Annotated in this window: 15 protein-coding genes and 1 pseudogene; 8 read left to right on the top strand and 8 right to left on the bottom strand. The window is 71.1% G+C overall.

Features of this window, described 5'->3' with window-relative positions; translation table 11 throughout:
- Positions 1 to 39 precede the first annotated feature (39 nt).
- Together ACZ63E_RS41350 and ACZ63E_RS41345 are read right to left on the bottom strand one after the other, a co-directional pair.
- Complete coding sequence (locus ACZ63E_RS41350; protein WP_465341774.1) at positions 40 to 1,245, bottom strand: alpha/beta hydrolase; 1,206 nt, start codon at positions 1,243 to 1,245, stop codon at positions 40 to 42.
- A gap of 146 nt (positions 1,246 to 1,391) precedes the next feature.
- Positions 1,392 to 2,354, bottom strand: coding sequence for an alpha/beta hydrolase (locus tag ACZ63E_RS41345; protein WP_465341773.1), 963 nt, complete (start codon positions 2,352 to 2,354; stop codon positions 1,392 to 1,394).
- Between the two features lie 156 nt (positions 2,355 to 2,510).
- Here ACZ63E_RS41345 and ACZ63E_RS41340 point away from each other — a divergent pair, with 156 nt between their 5' ends.
- The 3 genes and pseudogenes from ACZ63E_RS41340 to ACZ63E_RS41330 all read left to right on the top strand — a co-directional run bounded on the left by ACZ63E_RS41340 (position 2,511) and on the right by ACZ63E_RS41330 (position 4,192).
- The gene (locus tag ACZ63E_RS41340) at positions 2,511 to 2,954 is read left to right on the top strand and encodes a MarR family winged helix-turn-helix transcriptional regulator (protein WP_465341772.1); all 444 of its coding nucleotides are present in this window, start codon (positions 2,511 to 2,513) and stop codon (positions 2,952 to 2,954) included.
- Positions 2,951 to 3,634: pseudogene (locus tag ACZ63E_RS41335) on the top strand (SAM-dependent methyltransferase). Before ACZ63E_RS41340 ends, ACZ63E_RS41335 begins: the two are co-directional and overlap by 4 nt.
- A gap of 90 nt (positions 3,635 to 3,724) precedes the next feature.
- Positions 3,725 to 4,192, top strand: coding sequence for a hypothetical protein (locus ACZ63E_RS41330; RefSeq protein WP_465341771.1), 468 nt, complete (start codon positions 3,725 to 3,727; stop codon positions 4,190 to 4,192).
- On the opposite strand, the gene ACZ63E_RS41325 is transcribed toward ACZ63E_RS41330, so the two are convergent.
- A complete protein-coding gene (locus ACZ63E_RS41325) occupies positions 4,175 to 5,113 on the bottom strand; it encodes a patatin-like phospholipase family protein (protein ID WP_465341770.1) in 939 nt (312 codons plus the stop codon). The two genes, ACZ63E_RS41330 and ACZ63E_RS41325, sit on opposite strands and share 18 nt — an antisense overlap.
- A 106-nt stretch (positions 5,114 to 5,219) precedes the next feature.
- Here ACZ63E_RS41325 and ACZ63E_RS41320 point away from each other — a divergent pair, with 106 nt between their 5' ends.
- Genes ACZ63E_RS41320 through ACZ63E_RS41310 form a run of 3 tightly spaced genes read left to right on the top strand, consistent with a single transcriptional unit; the run spans position 5,220 to position 8,778 of the window.
- On the top strand, positions 5,220 to 5,762 hold the full coding sequence (locus ACZ63E_RS41320; RefSeq protein ID WP_465341769.1) for a PadR family transcriptional regulator: 543 nt from the start codon (positions 5,220 to 5,222) through the stop codon (positions 5,760 to 5,762).
- The gene (locus ACZ63E_RS41315; RefSeq protein WP_465341768.1) at positions 5,762 to 7,774 is read left to right on the top strand and encodes an FAD-dependent oxidoreductase; all 2,013 of its coding nucleotides are present in this window, start codon (positions 5,762 to 5,764) and stop codon (positions 7,772 to 7,774) included. Before ACZ63E_RS41320 ends, ACZ63E_RS41315 begins: the two co-directional genes overlap by 1 nt.
- A 50-nt stretch (positions 7,775 to 7,824) precedes the next feature.
- Positions 7,825 to 8,778: a prephenate dehydrogenase gene (locus ACZ63E_RS41310; RefSeq protein WP_465341920.1), complete on the top strand. Its 954-nt coding sequence runs from the start codon at positions 7,825 to 7,827 to the stop codon at positions 8,776 to 8,778.
- Here ACZ63E_RS41310 and ACZ63E_RS41305 read toward each other — a convergent pair whose 3' ends face one another.
- Entirely contained in the window at positions 8,779 to 8,997 is a 219-nt protein-coding gene (locus ACZ63E_RS41305) for an antitoxin (protein ID WP_465313707.1), read from the bottom strand.
- Positions 8,998 to 9,021: 24 nt separating this feature from the next.
- Positions 9,022 to 10,989 (bottom strand): FUSC family protein, encoded by a 1,968-nt coding sequence (locus ACZ63E_RS41300; protein ID WP_465341767.1) that lies wholly within the window; start codon positions 10,987 to 10,989, stop codon positions 9,022 to 9,024.
- A gap of 68 nt (positions 10,990 to 11,057) precedes the next feature.
- Between ACZ63E_RS41300 and ACZ63E_RS41295 the strand changes: the two genes are divergently transcribed.
- Together ACZ63E_RS41295 and ACZ63E_RS41290 are read left to right on the top strand one after the other, a co-directional pair.
- Positions 11,058 to 11,507, top strand: coding sequence for an SRPBCC family protein (locus ACZ63E_RS41295; RefSeq protein ID WP_465341766.1), 450 nt, complete (start codon positions 11,058 to 11,060; stop codon positions 11,505 to 11,507).
- Between the two features lie 121 nt (positions 11,508 to 11,628).
- Complete coding sequence (locus ACZ63E_RS41290; protein ID WP_465341919.1) at positions 11,629 to 12,375, top strand: polysaccharide deacetylase family protein; 747 nt, start codon at positions 11,629 to 11,631, stop codon at positions 12,373 to 12,375.
- A gap of 4 nt (positions 12,376 to 12,379) precedes the next feature.
- Here the strand turns inward: ACZ63E_RS41290 and ACZ63E_RS41285 are convergent, their stop codons facing one another.
- The 3 genes from ACZ63E_RS41285 to ACZ63E_RS41275 all read right to left on the bottom strand — a co-directional run bounded on the left by ACZ63E_RS41285 (position 12,380) and on the right by ACZ63E_RS41275 (position 14,009).
- Positions 12,380 to 12,793, bottom strand: coding sequence for a hypothetical protein (locus ACZ63E_RS41285; RefSeq protein WP_465341765.1), 414 nt, complete (start codon positions 12,791 to 12,793; stop codon positions 12,380 to 12,382).
- 134 nt (positions 12,794 to 12,927) lie between these two features.
- The gene (locus tag ACZ63E_RS41280; protein ID WP_465313704.1) at positions 12,928 to 13,407 is read right to left on the bottom strand and encodes a carboxypeptidase regulatory-like domain-containing protein; all 480 of its coding nucleotides are present in this window, start codon (positions 13,405 to 13,407) and stop codon (positions 12,928 to 12,930) included.
- A complete protein-coding gene (locus ACZ63E_RS41275) occupies positions 13,404 to 14,009 on the bottom strand; it encodes an RNA polymerase sigma factor (RefSeq protein ID WP_465313703.1) in 606 nt (201 codons plus the stop codon). The genes ACZ63E_RS41280 and ACZ63E_RS41275 overlap by 4 nt, the downstream gene beginning before the upstream one ends.
- Positions 14,010 to 14,332 lie beyond the last annotated feature (323 nt).

The following is a 14,332-nucleotide window of genomic DNA, read 5'->3' as shown; positions in this document are numbered from 1 at the left end:
CGGAGCCGCCGACAACGATGTCAGGAAGCCCCGGCCGCGCTACTGGTCCGTGTCCGCCAGCGACCCCTGGGCTCCCGAGCGGGGCAGCGGCCACGGCTGCACCCCACCGGTGGTCTCGACCTGCCGGCCGGAAGGAGCCGGCGCGATCGTGTGGGCGCCGATCCACGTCAAGATGTCCGGGATCTGGGACTTGAAGGTGTTCATGTTGTGCCCCGCGTCGTGCACCCGCCACGACGAAAACTGCAGCGGCGGGCGCGCCGCGGCGCGGATCTGGTCGATCGCGAAGCTCTCGTAGCTCTCCTTGTCGCCCGAAACCGCCAGGATCTCGACCGGGGACGGGTGCAGGCGGACGTTCACGCGGACGTTGTTGGCGTCGTTGATGTCCTGGCGGCCCTTGAACAGGTCCTCGGTCTCGGCGTCGATCTGGGCTTTGTCGTACCCGCTGACGCTGACCGCCTGGCCGTACCACTGCGGGTGGCGGGTCACCAGGTTCATCGCGCAGTAGCCGCCGGACGACCAGCCCGCGATCGTCCACGCCCGGCGGTTCGGGGAGACGCCGAGCTTCTGCAGGGCCCAGTCGCGCAGGTCGGCCGTCAGGTACGTGTCGTTCGCCGTGCCGTTGACCTCGTCGACGCACTCCGTGTCGTGGCCGACCTTCGGGACGCCCGTCGGGTCGGGGACGATCACCACCGTCGGCGGGAGCGCTTTCTTCGCGATCGCCGTGTCGAGCTGCTGCGGCATGCCGTAGACGGCGAAGACCTCGGGGCCGGACGGGTAGTTCGGGATCCACTCGACCGCCGGGAAGCGCAGCTCCTTGTACGCCGCGTCGAAGTACTGGGGCGGCAGGTAGACCGTGACGTCGCGGGTGAGCTTGGTGCGCCGGCCGGTCACCTTCATGTGGACGACCGTGCCCTTGCCCTCGCGGGCGTGCGCCACCCCGGTGTCGCGCAGCTTCTCGAGGTCCTCGCCGTTCTGCGCCGCCTCCGCGTCGGTGCCCTGGCCGGCGTAGACGCCGGTGCCGATCAGCGAGCCGACCGTCGGGAAGAAGCCGCCGATCATGTTGCCCGCCAGGCCGGTGCTGAGCACGACGAGCACCACGCCGAGCAGGATCGTGGCGCTGCGCCACAGCCGCTTGCGCTTCCACCGGTCCCAGAACCACGGGACGGCGATGATCGCGAGCAGCGTCAGCACGAGCACCACGATCATGGTGACCGGCGAGTCGAGCCGGATGCTGCTCAGGTGCATGGGTTCGGTCCTTCCGGGCGGGCAAGAATGCGCGCCCGGGTCGATCGGGAGTCGCGTATATATCACGTTTGAGCGGGCATGCACGTTGCGGCCCTGTGACTTGCGCCATAGGGCCGCAACGCCGTGCGGACTCAGCGATTTCTCAGTTATCGAGCCAAAGCGCGGGACAACACGGTGATCGCCTGGGTGATGGCGGCCTCCGCGGCGTGGGTCTCACGCAGGGCGTTCACCATCACGAAGTCGTGGATGATCCCCTGGTACCGGACGGCGGTGACGGGCACTCCGGCCTGACGCAGCTTCGCGGCGTACGCCTCGCCTTCGTCACGCAGTACGTCGGCCTCGCCGGTGATCACCAGCGCCGGCGGCAGCCCGGCCAGCTCTTCGAGGGACGCGCGCAGCGGGGACGCCGTGATCTCGGCGCGCTGGGCGGGGTCCGTCGTGTACTGGTCCCAGAACCACTTCATGCCCTCACGGCCGAGGAAGTACCCCTCGGCGAACTTCGTGTACGAATCGGTGTCGAAGTTCGCGTCGGTGACCGGGTAGAAGAGCACCTGCTGCCGGAAGGTGACGTCGCCGCGCTGCTTGGCCAGCAGCGTCAGCGCCGCGGTCATGTTCCCGCCGACGGAGTCGCCGGCGATCGCGATGCGCGAGGTGTCCAGACCATGCGACGCGCCGTGCGAAGCAACCCACTTCGCGACCGCGTAGCTCTGCTCGATGGCGACCGGGTAGCGCGCTTCCGGCGAGCGGTCGTACTCGGGGAACACGACGGCCGCGCCGACGCCGGCGGCGAGCTCGCGCACCAGGCGCTGGTGGGTGTGGAAGTCGCCGAACACCCAGCCGGCGCCGTGGATGTAGAGGATCACCGGCAGCGGGCCCTCGACGCCCTCGGGGCGGACAATGCGGGTCTCGACCTCGCCGGTCGGGCCCCCGGGCACCTTCAGGACCTCGATCGACGCGGGGGCCATGGCGACCTCGCCGTCCTGGACGCCGTCGACGGCCTTGCGCCCTTCCTCCGGCGGCAGCTGGAACAGGTACGGCGGCTGGTCGGTGGCCTCGGCGAACGCCTGCGCGGCCGGTTCGAGGGCGAGGTTCTGCGGGTTGGCGGTCATGACGTCCTCCTCGGGGGCGGTACGAGCTGATGTCATGAAGGTAGCTCCCAACTGAGTTGTACACAACTCAATCACGTCCAATGAGATTAAGGGCACTTAGGTTGCCGCGCCGGTCCGCGGCCGGGATCATGGAGAGTTACGAGAGAGGAGGACGCCATGGCGTCACTGCGGCTGGACGACCAGCTCTGCTTCGGGCTGTACTCGGCGTCGCGCGCGGTGACGGCGCTGTACCGGGTCGTCCTGGAGGACCTCGACCTGACCTATCCCCAGTACCTGGTGATGCTGGCGCTCTGGGAGCGGGACCACCGGCTCGTGAAGGAGCTCGGCGCGGAGCTGAACCTCGACTCGGGCACGCTGTCGCCGCTGCTCAAGCGCCTGCACGCCGCCGGCCTGGTCGAACGCAACCGGCAGGCCGACGACGAGCGCGCGGTCCGGGTCAGCCTCAGCGAAACCGGCAAGGCGCTGCGCGAGAAGGCCGAAGGCATCCCCGGCGTGATCGGCACGGCGATGGGCCTCGACGACGCCGGCGTGGCCCGGATGCGCGCCGAGCTCGACCGGCTGACAGAGTCGGTGAACGCCTATCGGGAGGCCCGGTCATGATCAACCACGACGACGCGCTCAAGGCGGTCGAAAGCAGCCTCGACCGCCCGTCGGCCGCGCGGATCTACGACTACTTCATCGGCGGGAACACGCACTACGCGATCGACCGCGACTTCGCCGAGAAGGTCCGCGCGCGGCTGCCGCTGATGGGCGAGTACTGCCTGACCAGCCGCCAGTTCCTCGGCCGCGCGGTCCGCGAGTGCGTGCGCGCCGGCATCCGGCAGTTCGTCGACATCGGCTCCGGCCTGCCGACCGCGGGCAACGTCCACGAGGTCACGCGTGCGCTACATCGACAACGGGCCCATCGCCCCTCGCACCCGACGCTGCTGCTCGCCGCCGCCCCGGAACGCCACCACGCGATCGCCGCGGACTTCCGGCGGCTGGAAGACCTCTAAGACTGCGTCGCGACCTCGGACATCATCAACGTCCGTGAGCCGGTCGCGCTGGTGGTCAACGACGACGAGCGGCAGGCGCTGATCGACCTGCTCGAGTACTACGAGACCACGACGAACCCCGGGTTCCTGCGCCCGATGGCCGAGTTCGAACGCTTCTTCGGCGACTGGCCGATGCTCGAGCCGGGGCTGGTCTACGCGCCCGCGTGGCACCCGGACGAGCACACCGTCTTCGCCGCTTCGCCGTCCGAGTCGCGGGTTATCGGCGGCATCGCGCGCAAGCCCTGATCCACCTGGCTTCAACCCCCGGGTTGACGTCTTCACGCCGGCACGCGGGCACCGTGGTGATCGAGAGATCGACACGGAAAGGGAACGCTCGTGAACAGCTCGGTCAACATCCTCATCGGACTCGTGGTGCTGGCCTGGCTGCTGTGGCGCCAGACGCAGAAGCGCCTGGTGCGCGAAGACCGCAAGCCCACCGTGCTGCTGGTCCTGCTGGTGCTCGGAATCATCCAGCTGAGCAACTACCTCAAGTCCGCCTCGACGTCGGCCCTGGTGATCGTACTGCTCGTGGCCAGCCTGGTGCTCGCGGCGGGCTTCGGCGTCGTCCGCGCGCACAGCGTCAAGCTCTGGCGGGAGGACGGGCAGCTGTGGCGCCAGGGCACCTGGCTCACGATCGTGCTGTGGGTGGTCGCGATCGGTGTCCACATCGGACTCGACGTCCTCTTCGACAGCAGCGCCAAGGGCCTGTCCGGCGCGTCGATCCTGCTCTACCTGGCGGTTTCCCTCGGGGTGCAGCGGCTGGTCGTGCAGTCCCGCGCCACCCGGCTAGGAAGCTTCGCGTAGGCCTTCCAGGAGGTCGAGGACGGCCGCCTTGCCCAGATCGACGGCCCGGTGCAGCACGGCGGGATCCCGTTCCAGCACCACGACGTCGGGTGACCCGGCGGGCGGGCGGATGCTGAGGATGCGCGGATCGGTGGCCAGCACGTCTTCGTCCTCGACGTCACGCCGGTAGGTGTCGCGCCACGCGGGGATCGCGCCGGGGGCCTGGCGGCGCAGGAACCGCGGGACCACGACGTCGTACGCCCTCGGTGGCGGGACCGGCAGCTCGTCGGCTCGGCGGGTGCGCAGGACGAGGACGTCGGTCGCGTCCTGGGCCAGCGCCGTGCGGTACGGGATCGGCTCGGCGACACCGGCGTCGACGAACCGGCGGCCGGCCATCGGGATCGGCGGGCCGGCCAGCACCGGCATGCAGGACGACGCCGCGAGCGCGACCTTGATCGCGTCGACGTCGTCGAGAAAGGGGTGCAGGTCGGTCGACTCCCCCGTGTCGGCGTCGGTGGCGAGCGGGTGGAACGTCACCGGGTTGGCCAGGATCGCCGGGAAGTCCATCGGCTCCAGCACCGAATAGACCTGGTGGACGAGGTATTCGAGGTCGATCACCGCGCGGCCGCGCAGGGTGTGCAGCGGGTTGATGATCCGGCGCATGACCACCGGGTTCCACCAGGTCCGCACGCCGGTGGACGACCGGCCGCAGAGCAGCCAGGCGCCGTTCAGCGCGCCGGCCGAGGAGCCGTAGACGGCGTCGAACGCGGGGGTGACGCCGAGCTCGTCCAGCGCCAGGACCATGCCGCTCGAGTACGTGCCGCGGCTGCTGCCGCCTTCGATGGCCAGCGCGAGACGACGGCCGTCGGTGCGTTCGCCCGGGACGCTGCCCGTCGCCATCCGTTCGGAGATCAGTTCGAGTACCGGGTGCACCCTGTCCATCCTGGTCTTTTCCCGGATGAAGTCGACCCGATTTATCCCACCCGGCCGGGTGAAGTGATGCGCGCCTCGTTGCACTGCACCTAGTTGCATATGCATCCTGATGCGCATGGCACTGGAGCACGCGATCCTCGTCTCGCTGTCCGAGCGCGCCGGCTCGGGCTACGAGCTCACGCGCCGGTTCGAGAAGTCGATCGGGCTGTTCTGGAGCGCCACCCACCAGCAGATCTACCGCGTGCTGAAGCGGATGGAAGAGGCCGGCTGGGTCGCCGTCGACGTCGTCGCGCAGTCGGGGCGACCGGACAAGAAGGTCTACACGGTCGGCGACGGCGGGCGTGCCGAGCTCGTCCGCTGGCTGGCCGAGCCGGACCCGTCGGCCGGGCCGGTCGAGCTCGCCCTGAAGATCCGCGGCGCCACCTTCGGCGACCCCGGCGCGGTCGCCGACGAGATCGTCCGGCACCGCGCGAGCCACGCCGAACGCCTCGACGTCTACCGCCAGATCGAGAAGCGCGACTTCCCCGCGCCCGCCGGCCTCACCGGCCAGCACCTGCACCAGTACCTGGTCCTGCGCGGTGGCATCCGCGCCGAAGAGGGCCAGGTCGAGTGGTTCGACGAAGTCCTCGCCGCCCTCCACCACCCGAAGGACGCCTGATGAGCCAGTACCCGAACCTGCTGTCGCCGCTGGACCTCGGCTTCACGACGCTGCGCAACCGCGTGCTCATGGGGTCGATGCACACCGGCCTGGAGGACAAGGCAGCGCACTTCCCCGAGCTCGCCGAGTACTACGCCGAGCGCGCCCGCGGTGGCGTCGGGCTGATCGTCACCGGCGGGTTCGCGCCGAACAAGACCGGCTGGCTGCTGCCGCTCGCCTCGAAGCTGACGACGTCCGCCGAGGCCCGGCAGCACCGGCAGCTCACCGCGCCGGTGCACGAGGCCGGCGGCAAGATCGCGCTGCAGGTCCTGCACGCCGGGCGGTACGCCTACCACCCGCTGAGCGTGTCCGCGTCGAGCATCAAGGCGCCGATCAACCCGTTCCGGCCGCGCGCGCTGACCGGCCACGGCGTCCGCAAGCAGATCAACGCCTTCGCCGACTGCGCCGCTCTCGCGCGCGAAGCGGGCTACGACGGCGTCGAGATCATGGGCTCCGAGGGGTACCTGATCAACCAGTTCCTGGCCGAGCGCACCAACAAGCGCACCGACGCCTGGGGCGGCACACCGGAGAAGCGCCGCCGGTTCGCCGTCGAAATCGTCAAGCGCACCCGGGAAAAGGTCGGCGACGACTTCATCATCATCTACCGGCTCTCCATGCTCGACCTGGTGGCAGGCGGCCAGCGCTGGGAAGACGTCGTCGCGCTCGCGAAGGACGTCGAAGCCGCCGGGGCGACGATCATCAACACCGGCATCGGCTGGCACGAGGCCCGGGTGCCGACGATCGTCACGTCGGTGCCGCGCGCGGCGTTCACCTGGGTGACCGGGAAGCTCAAGCCGCACGTGACCATCCCGGTCGTCACCTCGAACCGGATCAACATGCCGCAGGTCGCCGAGGAGGCCTTGGCGGGCGGCGACGCCGATCTCGTGTCGATGGCGCGGCCGTTCCTCGCCGATCCCGAGTGGATCCGCAAGGCCGAGACCGGCCGCGAGGACGAGATCAACACCTGCATCGCCTGCAACCAGGCCTGCCTGGACCACGCGTTCAAGCGCAAGCTCGTGTCCTGCATGGTCAACCCGCGCGCCGGCCACGAGACCACGCTGACGCTCGCGCCGACCCGGCGTTCGAAGCACGTCGCCGTCGTCGGCGCCGGGCCCGCCGGGTTGTCGGCCGCGACCGCGCTCGCCGAACGCGGCCACCGCGTCGAACTCTTCGAAGCCGACGACGAGATCGGCGGCCAGTTCGGCATCGCTCGGCGGATCCCCGGCAAGGAGGAGTTCGCCGAGACGATCCGCTACTACCAGCGGCGCCTCGAAGTGACCGGCGTGAAGCTGCACCTCGGGACGCGCGTGACGGCGAAGGACCTGACCGGCTTCGACGAGGTCGTGCTGGCCACCGGTGTAGCGCCGCGGGTGCCGTCGCTGCCCGGCATCGACCACCCGAAGGTGCTGTCCTACGTCGACGTCGTCCGGCACGGGAAGCCGGTCGGCGAGCGGGTCGCCGTGATCGGCGCCGGCGGCATCGGCGTCGACGTCTCCGAGTTCCTGACCCACGCGGACTCCCCCGCGCTCGACCGGGACGCGTGGATGGCCGAATGGGGTGTCACCGACCCGGAACAGGCGGCGGGCGGGCTCACCGAGCCGAAGCCCGAGCCCTCGCCGCGGCAGGTCTACCTGCTGCAGCGCAAGAAGTCCGGGATCGGCGCCGGGCTCGGCAAGACCTCCGGCTGGGTGCACCGCGCCGCGCTCAAGGCGAAGGGCGTCGAACGCATTCCCGGGGTCACCTACGACCGCATCGACGACGCGGGCCTGCACATCACCGTCGACGGCCGGCCGCGGCTGCTCGAAGTCGACACGGTGGTCGTCTGCGCCGGTCAGGAACCCGTGCGGGACCTCGACGACGAGCTGCGCGCCGCCGGGCTCGCCGCGCACCTGATCGGCGGCGCCGACGTCGCGGCCGAACTGGACGCAAAACGCGCCATCGACCAGGGGACGCGGCTCGCGGCGGCGCTATAGCCCGGAAGCGGCCCGGCACTGGCAGGATGGGCCCCGTGCGAGACGTATGCGTGATCGGGCTCGGGCTGATCGGCGGTTCGCTGCTGCGCGCGGCCGCCGCGAGCGGCCGCACGGCGTGGGGCGCCGCGGTTTCCGAAGTGGACGCCGACGCGGCGAGCAGAGCGGGTTTCGACGTCACGACCGACGTCGAAGCGGCCCTGCACCGGGCCGCGGCCGAGGACGCCATGGTCGTGCTGGCCGTGCCGCTCCCGGCGGTCGAGGACCTGCTGCGGCTGGTCGGCCAGCACGCGTCGCACTGCCTGCTCACCGACGTGACCAGCGTGAAAGCGCCGGTCCTGGACGCCGTCCGCCGCCGGGTGCCGTACACGCGCTACGTCGGCGGGCACCCGATGGCCGGGACGTCGAACTCCGGCTGGCTCGCCGGGGACGCCGGGCTGTTCCAGGGCGCGGCGTGGGTGGTCGGGGTCGAGGAGGACACCGACCTCGACGCCTGGGCCGAGGTCGCGCAGTTCGTGCTGGACGTCGGGGCGCACGTCGTCCCGCTGCCCGCGGAGTCGCACGACGAAGCCGTCGCCCGGATCTCCCACCTGCCGCACCTGTTCGCGGCGATCCTCGCCACGATCGGCGCCGAGGGCGGGCCGCTCGCGATGTCGCTGGCCGCCGGGTCCTACCGCGACGGCACGCGCGTCGCGGGGTCGAGCCCGCAGCTCGTGCGCGCGATGACCGAAGGCAACCGGGACGCGCTGCTGCCGATCGTCGACGAGGCGCTCGGCCGGCTCGGCGCGGCGCGCGGCTCACTGGCGTCGACCGGCGGCCTGGCGGCCACGATCAACGCCGGACACGAAGGCGCGCAAGCACTCGTGGCCAGCCTCGACGTCGAGCGCGCCGGGGTCCGGATCAGCCTGGCGGCCCCCGACGCGCGCGACGGCCTGATCGCGCTCGGCGAACGCGGCGGCCGGGTCACCGGCCTCGCGGACGGGATCGCGACCGGCGAGGTGCAATAGCTACTGGGCGGGCGGCGGGGTCGGCTCGTCCGGCTTGCTGTCGAACTTGTTGAGGAAGTCCTTCGCCTTCTCGACACCGCCGTCGATCTGCGAGTCGTGGCCGGAGAACTTCGACTTCGCGAAGTCCGCCGCCTTGTCGAGCCCCTGCTCGATCTTGTCGTTGTGCTCACGCAGGGCCTCTTCGGCCTTGCCCTTCAACGCGTCGAAGTCGATTCCCATGCCCCCAATTGAACAGCACTCGCCTCACGTGCGCCTGTGGTAAGGCAGGAACCGCCGCACGAGCCGCAGCGGAGTGCGTTCCACCAGGTCGGGACCGCGGACGGCGTCGAACGCCGACTCCAGCTGGTCGACCACCCCGGCCAGCCGCGGCGCGTCCGGCAGCGGCATCGACCGCGGCTCCCGCTGCTCGCGGATCGACGCGGCCAGCTCGTCGATCGCCGCGGTGAGCAGCTCGACGTCGCCGGGCTCCGGCGGCCGCACCCCGCGCCCGATCGTCACGCCGACCTCGGTGACGGCGTCCGCGACCCGTTCCTGCGCGGCGATCACCGGCCACCACGCGACCGCCTGGCGGCCGTTCGCGGACGGCTCGACGACCACCTGCTGGAACGCCGTCCGCAGGTCGGCCAGCGCGCGGTAGGCGCCGCGGCGGGCCCGCGACCGTGCGAGCCGCGCGTCTCCCGAGGAGGCTTCGACCAGCGCGCACGAGACGTACTTCGCGACCGCGTCCAGCCCGTCGGCCAGCCGCCCGCCGACCTGGGGACGCCGGCTGCCCGGCCACAGCAGGTACCCGAAGACGAGCACGATCACGCAGCCCAGCACGGTGTCCAGCAGCCGCGCCACCACGACGTTCCAGCTGCCGGTGTTGGCCAGGTCCATCTGCAGGATGATCAACGGCGTCACGAACGCGCTGAGGATGCCGTAGTTGCGCACCTTCCCGACCGCGACACCGCCGGCGAAGATCGCGATCAGCGCGACCAGCACCCAGCCGTGCCCGCCGACCCCGAGCACCACGGCGCCGACCCCGACACCGACCACCGTGCCGATCCCGCGCAGCACCGCTCGCCCGAAGACCGAGCCGAAGTCGGGCTTGAGCACGATGCCGACGGTCAGCGTGATCCAGTACGACCGCTCCAGCGGCACGAGCAGGCCGACCACCTCGGCGATCGCGACGCACAGCGTCAGCCGCAGCGCCGCGATCCAGGTCAGCGGGCCGGACGCCAGCGAGCCCGCCCACTCGCGCAGGCGCCGGTACCAGGGGGTCGGCTCGCGGCGCTTGCGGTCGTCGCCCTTGCCGATCCGGACCAGGCCCGCGTGCAGCGCGGCGCGCAGCGGGTCGGCGTCGTCGCCGGGCTCCGGCGGGGGTTCGGGTAGCGGCTGGCTGGCCAGGACCGCGGCCGACAGCGCGACGAAGTGGTCGATGACCTCCGGCGTCGTGCGGCGGCCGGCGTTGACCATCGCCACCGACGCCTCGACCGCCGGGGTGGTCGCGGAGAGCAGGTTGAGCAGCTGCCGGTAGGCGGCGTCGCGGCCGGACAGCCACGAGCGTGCGGTGAGCAGCTGGTCGTAAGCCGTGTTCATCGCCGTGGTCAGCCGGTGGCGGGCCACCCGCGAGACGGCTTCGTCGGTCGCCGAGAGCATCGCGGCCAGCTCGACGTAGACGTGCGCGACGGCGGTGCGCTCGGGGCTGGTCGCCCGGAACGTCCAGCTGGCGAGCGCGACCACGAAGCTCCACGCGGCGCCCAGGCAGAAGAAGCCGAGCAGGACCTCGACGCGGACGCCGGTCGCGTGCTGGCCGGTGCCGAGCACGCAGAACACGAACATCTGCAGGCCGGCGACGGACGCGTTGCTGCCACCGGCGCTGATCAGCGCGGACACGCCGGCGACCACGATCACCGCGGGCACCGACAGCGCGGGCGTGCCGCCGGTGAGCAGCCCGACGAGGTAGCCGGCGGTCGCCGCCAGCGTCGCGCCGCCGAGCCGCCGGGCGCGGTAGCGGTAGGGCCCGGCCGACTCCGACAGCACGGCCGGCAACGCGCCGGTCGAGATGAGCGCGCCGACGGCGATGTCGCCGGCCGCGTACGCGACCGCGAGCGGGACGGCCAGCGCGATGACCGCCCGGGCGACCATGTTCCACGGCACCGGGACGGGCTTGCTGCGCAGGAGCTGGACCAGCCAGTGGGGCGCGGCGAGGTCGGGGCGCGGCGTGCTCACGTTCCCATCTTGACCTACGCTGCCGGGAACGCTTAATTATCAGTCTGTCAACAACGCGGGAGGTTCCGGTGGGCCGCAAGTTCTCCTTCGAGGTCAACCGCACGAGCAGCGCGCCGCCGGAGGCGCTGTTCGAGCGGGAGACCGACGGCCCGCGCTGGGCGGAGTGGGGAAAACCACTCATCGTGCAGGCCCGGTGGAAGCGCCCGGGCGCCGACGACCCCAGCGGCGTCGGCGCCGTTCGTGAGGTCGGTCTCTGGCCGGTGCTGATCCGCGAGGAGACGCTCGAGTACGAGCCCGGCCGCAAGCACGTCTACACGTTCTTCGGGGCCAACCCGATCAAGGACTACCACGCCGAGGTGCTCTTCACCCCGACCGCCGACGGCGGCACGCACCTGCGGTGGACCGGGTCGTTCACCGAACCGGTCCGCGGCAGCGGCCCGGTGCTGGCCGCCGGCCTGCGCGCCACGATCCGCCTGTTCTCGGCCAAGCTGGTCAAGGCGGCCGAAACCGGGCGCTGACCTGGGTGGCTCCGGCCACACAAGATCACCGGACGCAACGTGGTCCCCCTCTGGAACGTCACCCGATCGTGTAGTTCTGCACTACACGAAAGGGGGATGTGGGATGAAGCGCGTGGCAGCGGTGGTAATGGCGGCAGCACTGGCACTGACGGCCTGTTCGGCGGCCGAGCCGGACCACCGGGAGTTCGGCGCCAGCCAGCCGAACCCGGCGCCCGGGGCCGGCCCCGGCGTCAAGACGTCCGGGCCGTACCCGTTCGGCACGGTCCAGCAGAAGGCCCCGGCGATCACGAACGGCCAGGTCCCGGTGGTCAAGCGGATCCCCACCGACAAGCCGTACGTGTTCCTGACCATGGACGACGGCGCGGTGAAGGACCCGGACGCGCTGAAGCTGATGCAGCAGAACGGGACCCATCCGGTGCTGTTCCTGAACCAGAAGTACGTGAAGGGCCACGAGGCCTACTTCAAGCAGATCCTCGACGCCACCGGCGCGACGCTCGGCGACCACACGGTCGACCACCCGAACCTCAAGGGCAAGCCGTACGAGTTCCAGCGCAAGGAGATCTGCGAGGACGCGGACGACTTCCAGGCGTCGCTCGGTGTCCGGCCGTCGCTGTTCCGGCCGCCCTTCGGCAACTACGACCAGAACACGCTGCGCGCGGCGGCGGCGTGCGGAATGCGCGCGGCGGTGCTGTGGACGGCCGCGGTCAACGACGGGCACGTCCAGTTCCAGGCCGGGGACAAGCTCAAGGCCGGTGACGTCGTGCTGATGCACTTCCGGAAGACGTTCAAAGAGGACTACACGGCGTTCGTCGAGCAGGCGAAGAAGGACGGGCTGACCCCCGTCCCCCTGGCCGACTTCCTGGGTTGAAGCGCTAGGAGCAGAACCTGAGGTACTGCTCCTTGAGGATCATGGCCGCGGTGACCTTGGCGATGCAGCCCTTGAAGCCGAAGACGCACCAGTCGTCGTCCTCGCCCCGGACGAGCAGGACGCCGTACGGCCCGAGCTGACTTTGCTCACGGGTCAGCAGCACACCCGCCACGTCGTCCTTGGCCTCGATGGCGCTCACCGAAACGGGACTGGGCGCCGTGATGAGCGGAACCGGCACGGGTGGCAGGGAGGGCTCGCGGGGGCAGAACAGCGCCCTCAGGCCGGGATCGTCGCCCGCGGTCAGCAGGTCCGCGACTTCACCGGCCGTCCCTTCCGCGGTCGACCGCGGATTCGCGAACAAGGCGAAGTAGACGGTCACGGCGATCGCGACGACCACCACCGCGATGGCCGGCAGCACCAGCCGACGACCCCGTCGCCGCCCTTGACCGGCTTCAGACGGTTCGGACGCGTCCACGCTGGCGTTCCCCCTCGATCACGGTCTTCGCGATCGAGTCTGCCGGACCGGTCAAGCGGGCGGGCGGGTTCCGTCGGTCAAAGCACCACCGTCGGTGTGACGACGGTCCGCCGGCACGTCACGTCGCCGAGGTGCACGAGGATCTGCGTCGTCCCGCGCGGCACGTTGTCCAGCACGAACCGGCCGCCTTCGTCGGCGGTCGTGGACGACGTGCCGTGCTCGGCCACGCGCACCTCGACGCCGAACTGCCCGGCCGGCACCAGCCAGCCGTCGATGCGGTGCAGCTTGCCATTTTTCGTCAGGTTGATCATCACGGTCAGGTCGCTGACGGTGAAAGTGATCGTCCCGGTGCCGCCGCCGCGGACGCCGGCGAGGTTGTCCAGCCGCTCCCACCGCGCGACCTCGACGTCGAGGTCCTCGAGGGCGAGCGCGAACTGGACCCGCTGCACCAGATCGTCCGGCGGGGGATCGAGCTCGTCGAGCAGGCGGCCGATGTCGGCCAGCAGGATCTCGTCGTCTCGGAAGGCTTGGCCTTCCGGCGCCCCGACGTCGTTCATCGGCTTCCCCCTTCGCTGGCGAGGAGATCTCGCATCTGGTCGAGGCAGCGCCCCCTGGTCGGCCCGACGCTGCCGCGCGGCATGCGCAGCGCCTCGGCGACGAGCTGGTACTCCGCGCGGCCCGCGAGGACGGTCAGCCGGAGCAGCTCCTGACAGCGGTCGGGCAGCCGGACGAAGGCGCGCCAGACCCGGCGGTCGCGGTCGGCGCGGACGGCTTCGTCTTCGGGTGCCGGTTGGGTGCTCGGCATGGCTTCGGCGACTTCGTCGCTCAGCGGCACGGCCTGCATGCGGCGGCCGAAGGGGTGGGTGGCCTCGCGCCGGGTGGTGGTGATCAGCCAGGCGGCGAGGGCTTTGGGGTCGCGGAGCTTGCCGAGCTGGCTGAACAGCGCCAGCCACACGGTCTGGACGACGTCTTCGGCGACGGCGCGGTCGAGTCCGTTGGCCCGGGCGACGTGCCACACGAGCGGCGTCAGCTCGGCGACGAGGCGGTCCATGGCCCGGCGGTCGCCGTCACGGGCGGCCTGCATGCACGCGGCGTGCAGCTCGGCGCCGGACAAGCCCTCCCAAGGCGGGTCTACCTCTGTGGTTTGCACGTCGGTCACCGTATCTGCCCCTCTTCGGAAACGTCTTCGAGTCGGCTTCGGCAGTATCGCGGGTCCTTCGGGGGGAAGGAGCGTGCAGGTGGATCTCGGATGCATCAAGTCACTTACTTCGTCGGTCGCTACCGGTCACTGACGGGAGGTACCGGCCGACGCGAGCGGGTGGACCCGCGCCGGCCGATACTCCCCTCCCTCACGGAACCCGCTCCCCAACGGGTTCCCGCCGGATGACCCCTCCCCCGAAAGGCACCCGGCCGACGGTGTCCGGGAGCCCCCTCGGCTCCCGGCCACCGCGTTCCTCCGGACCCGGCACCCCCTGCCGCGGT

It is taken from the genome of Amycolatopsis sp. NPDC104819, from assembly GCF_055583145.1.
This window is presented reverse-complemented; position numbering and strand designations above follow the sequence as displayed.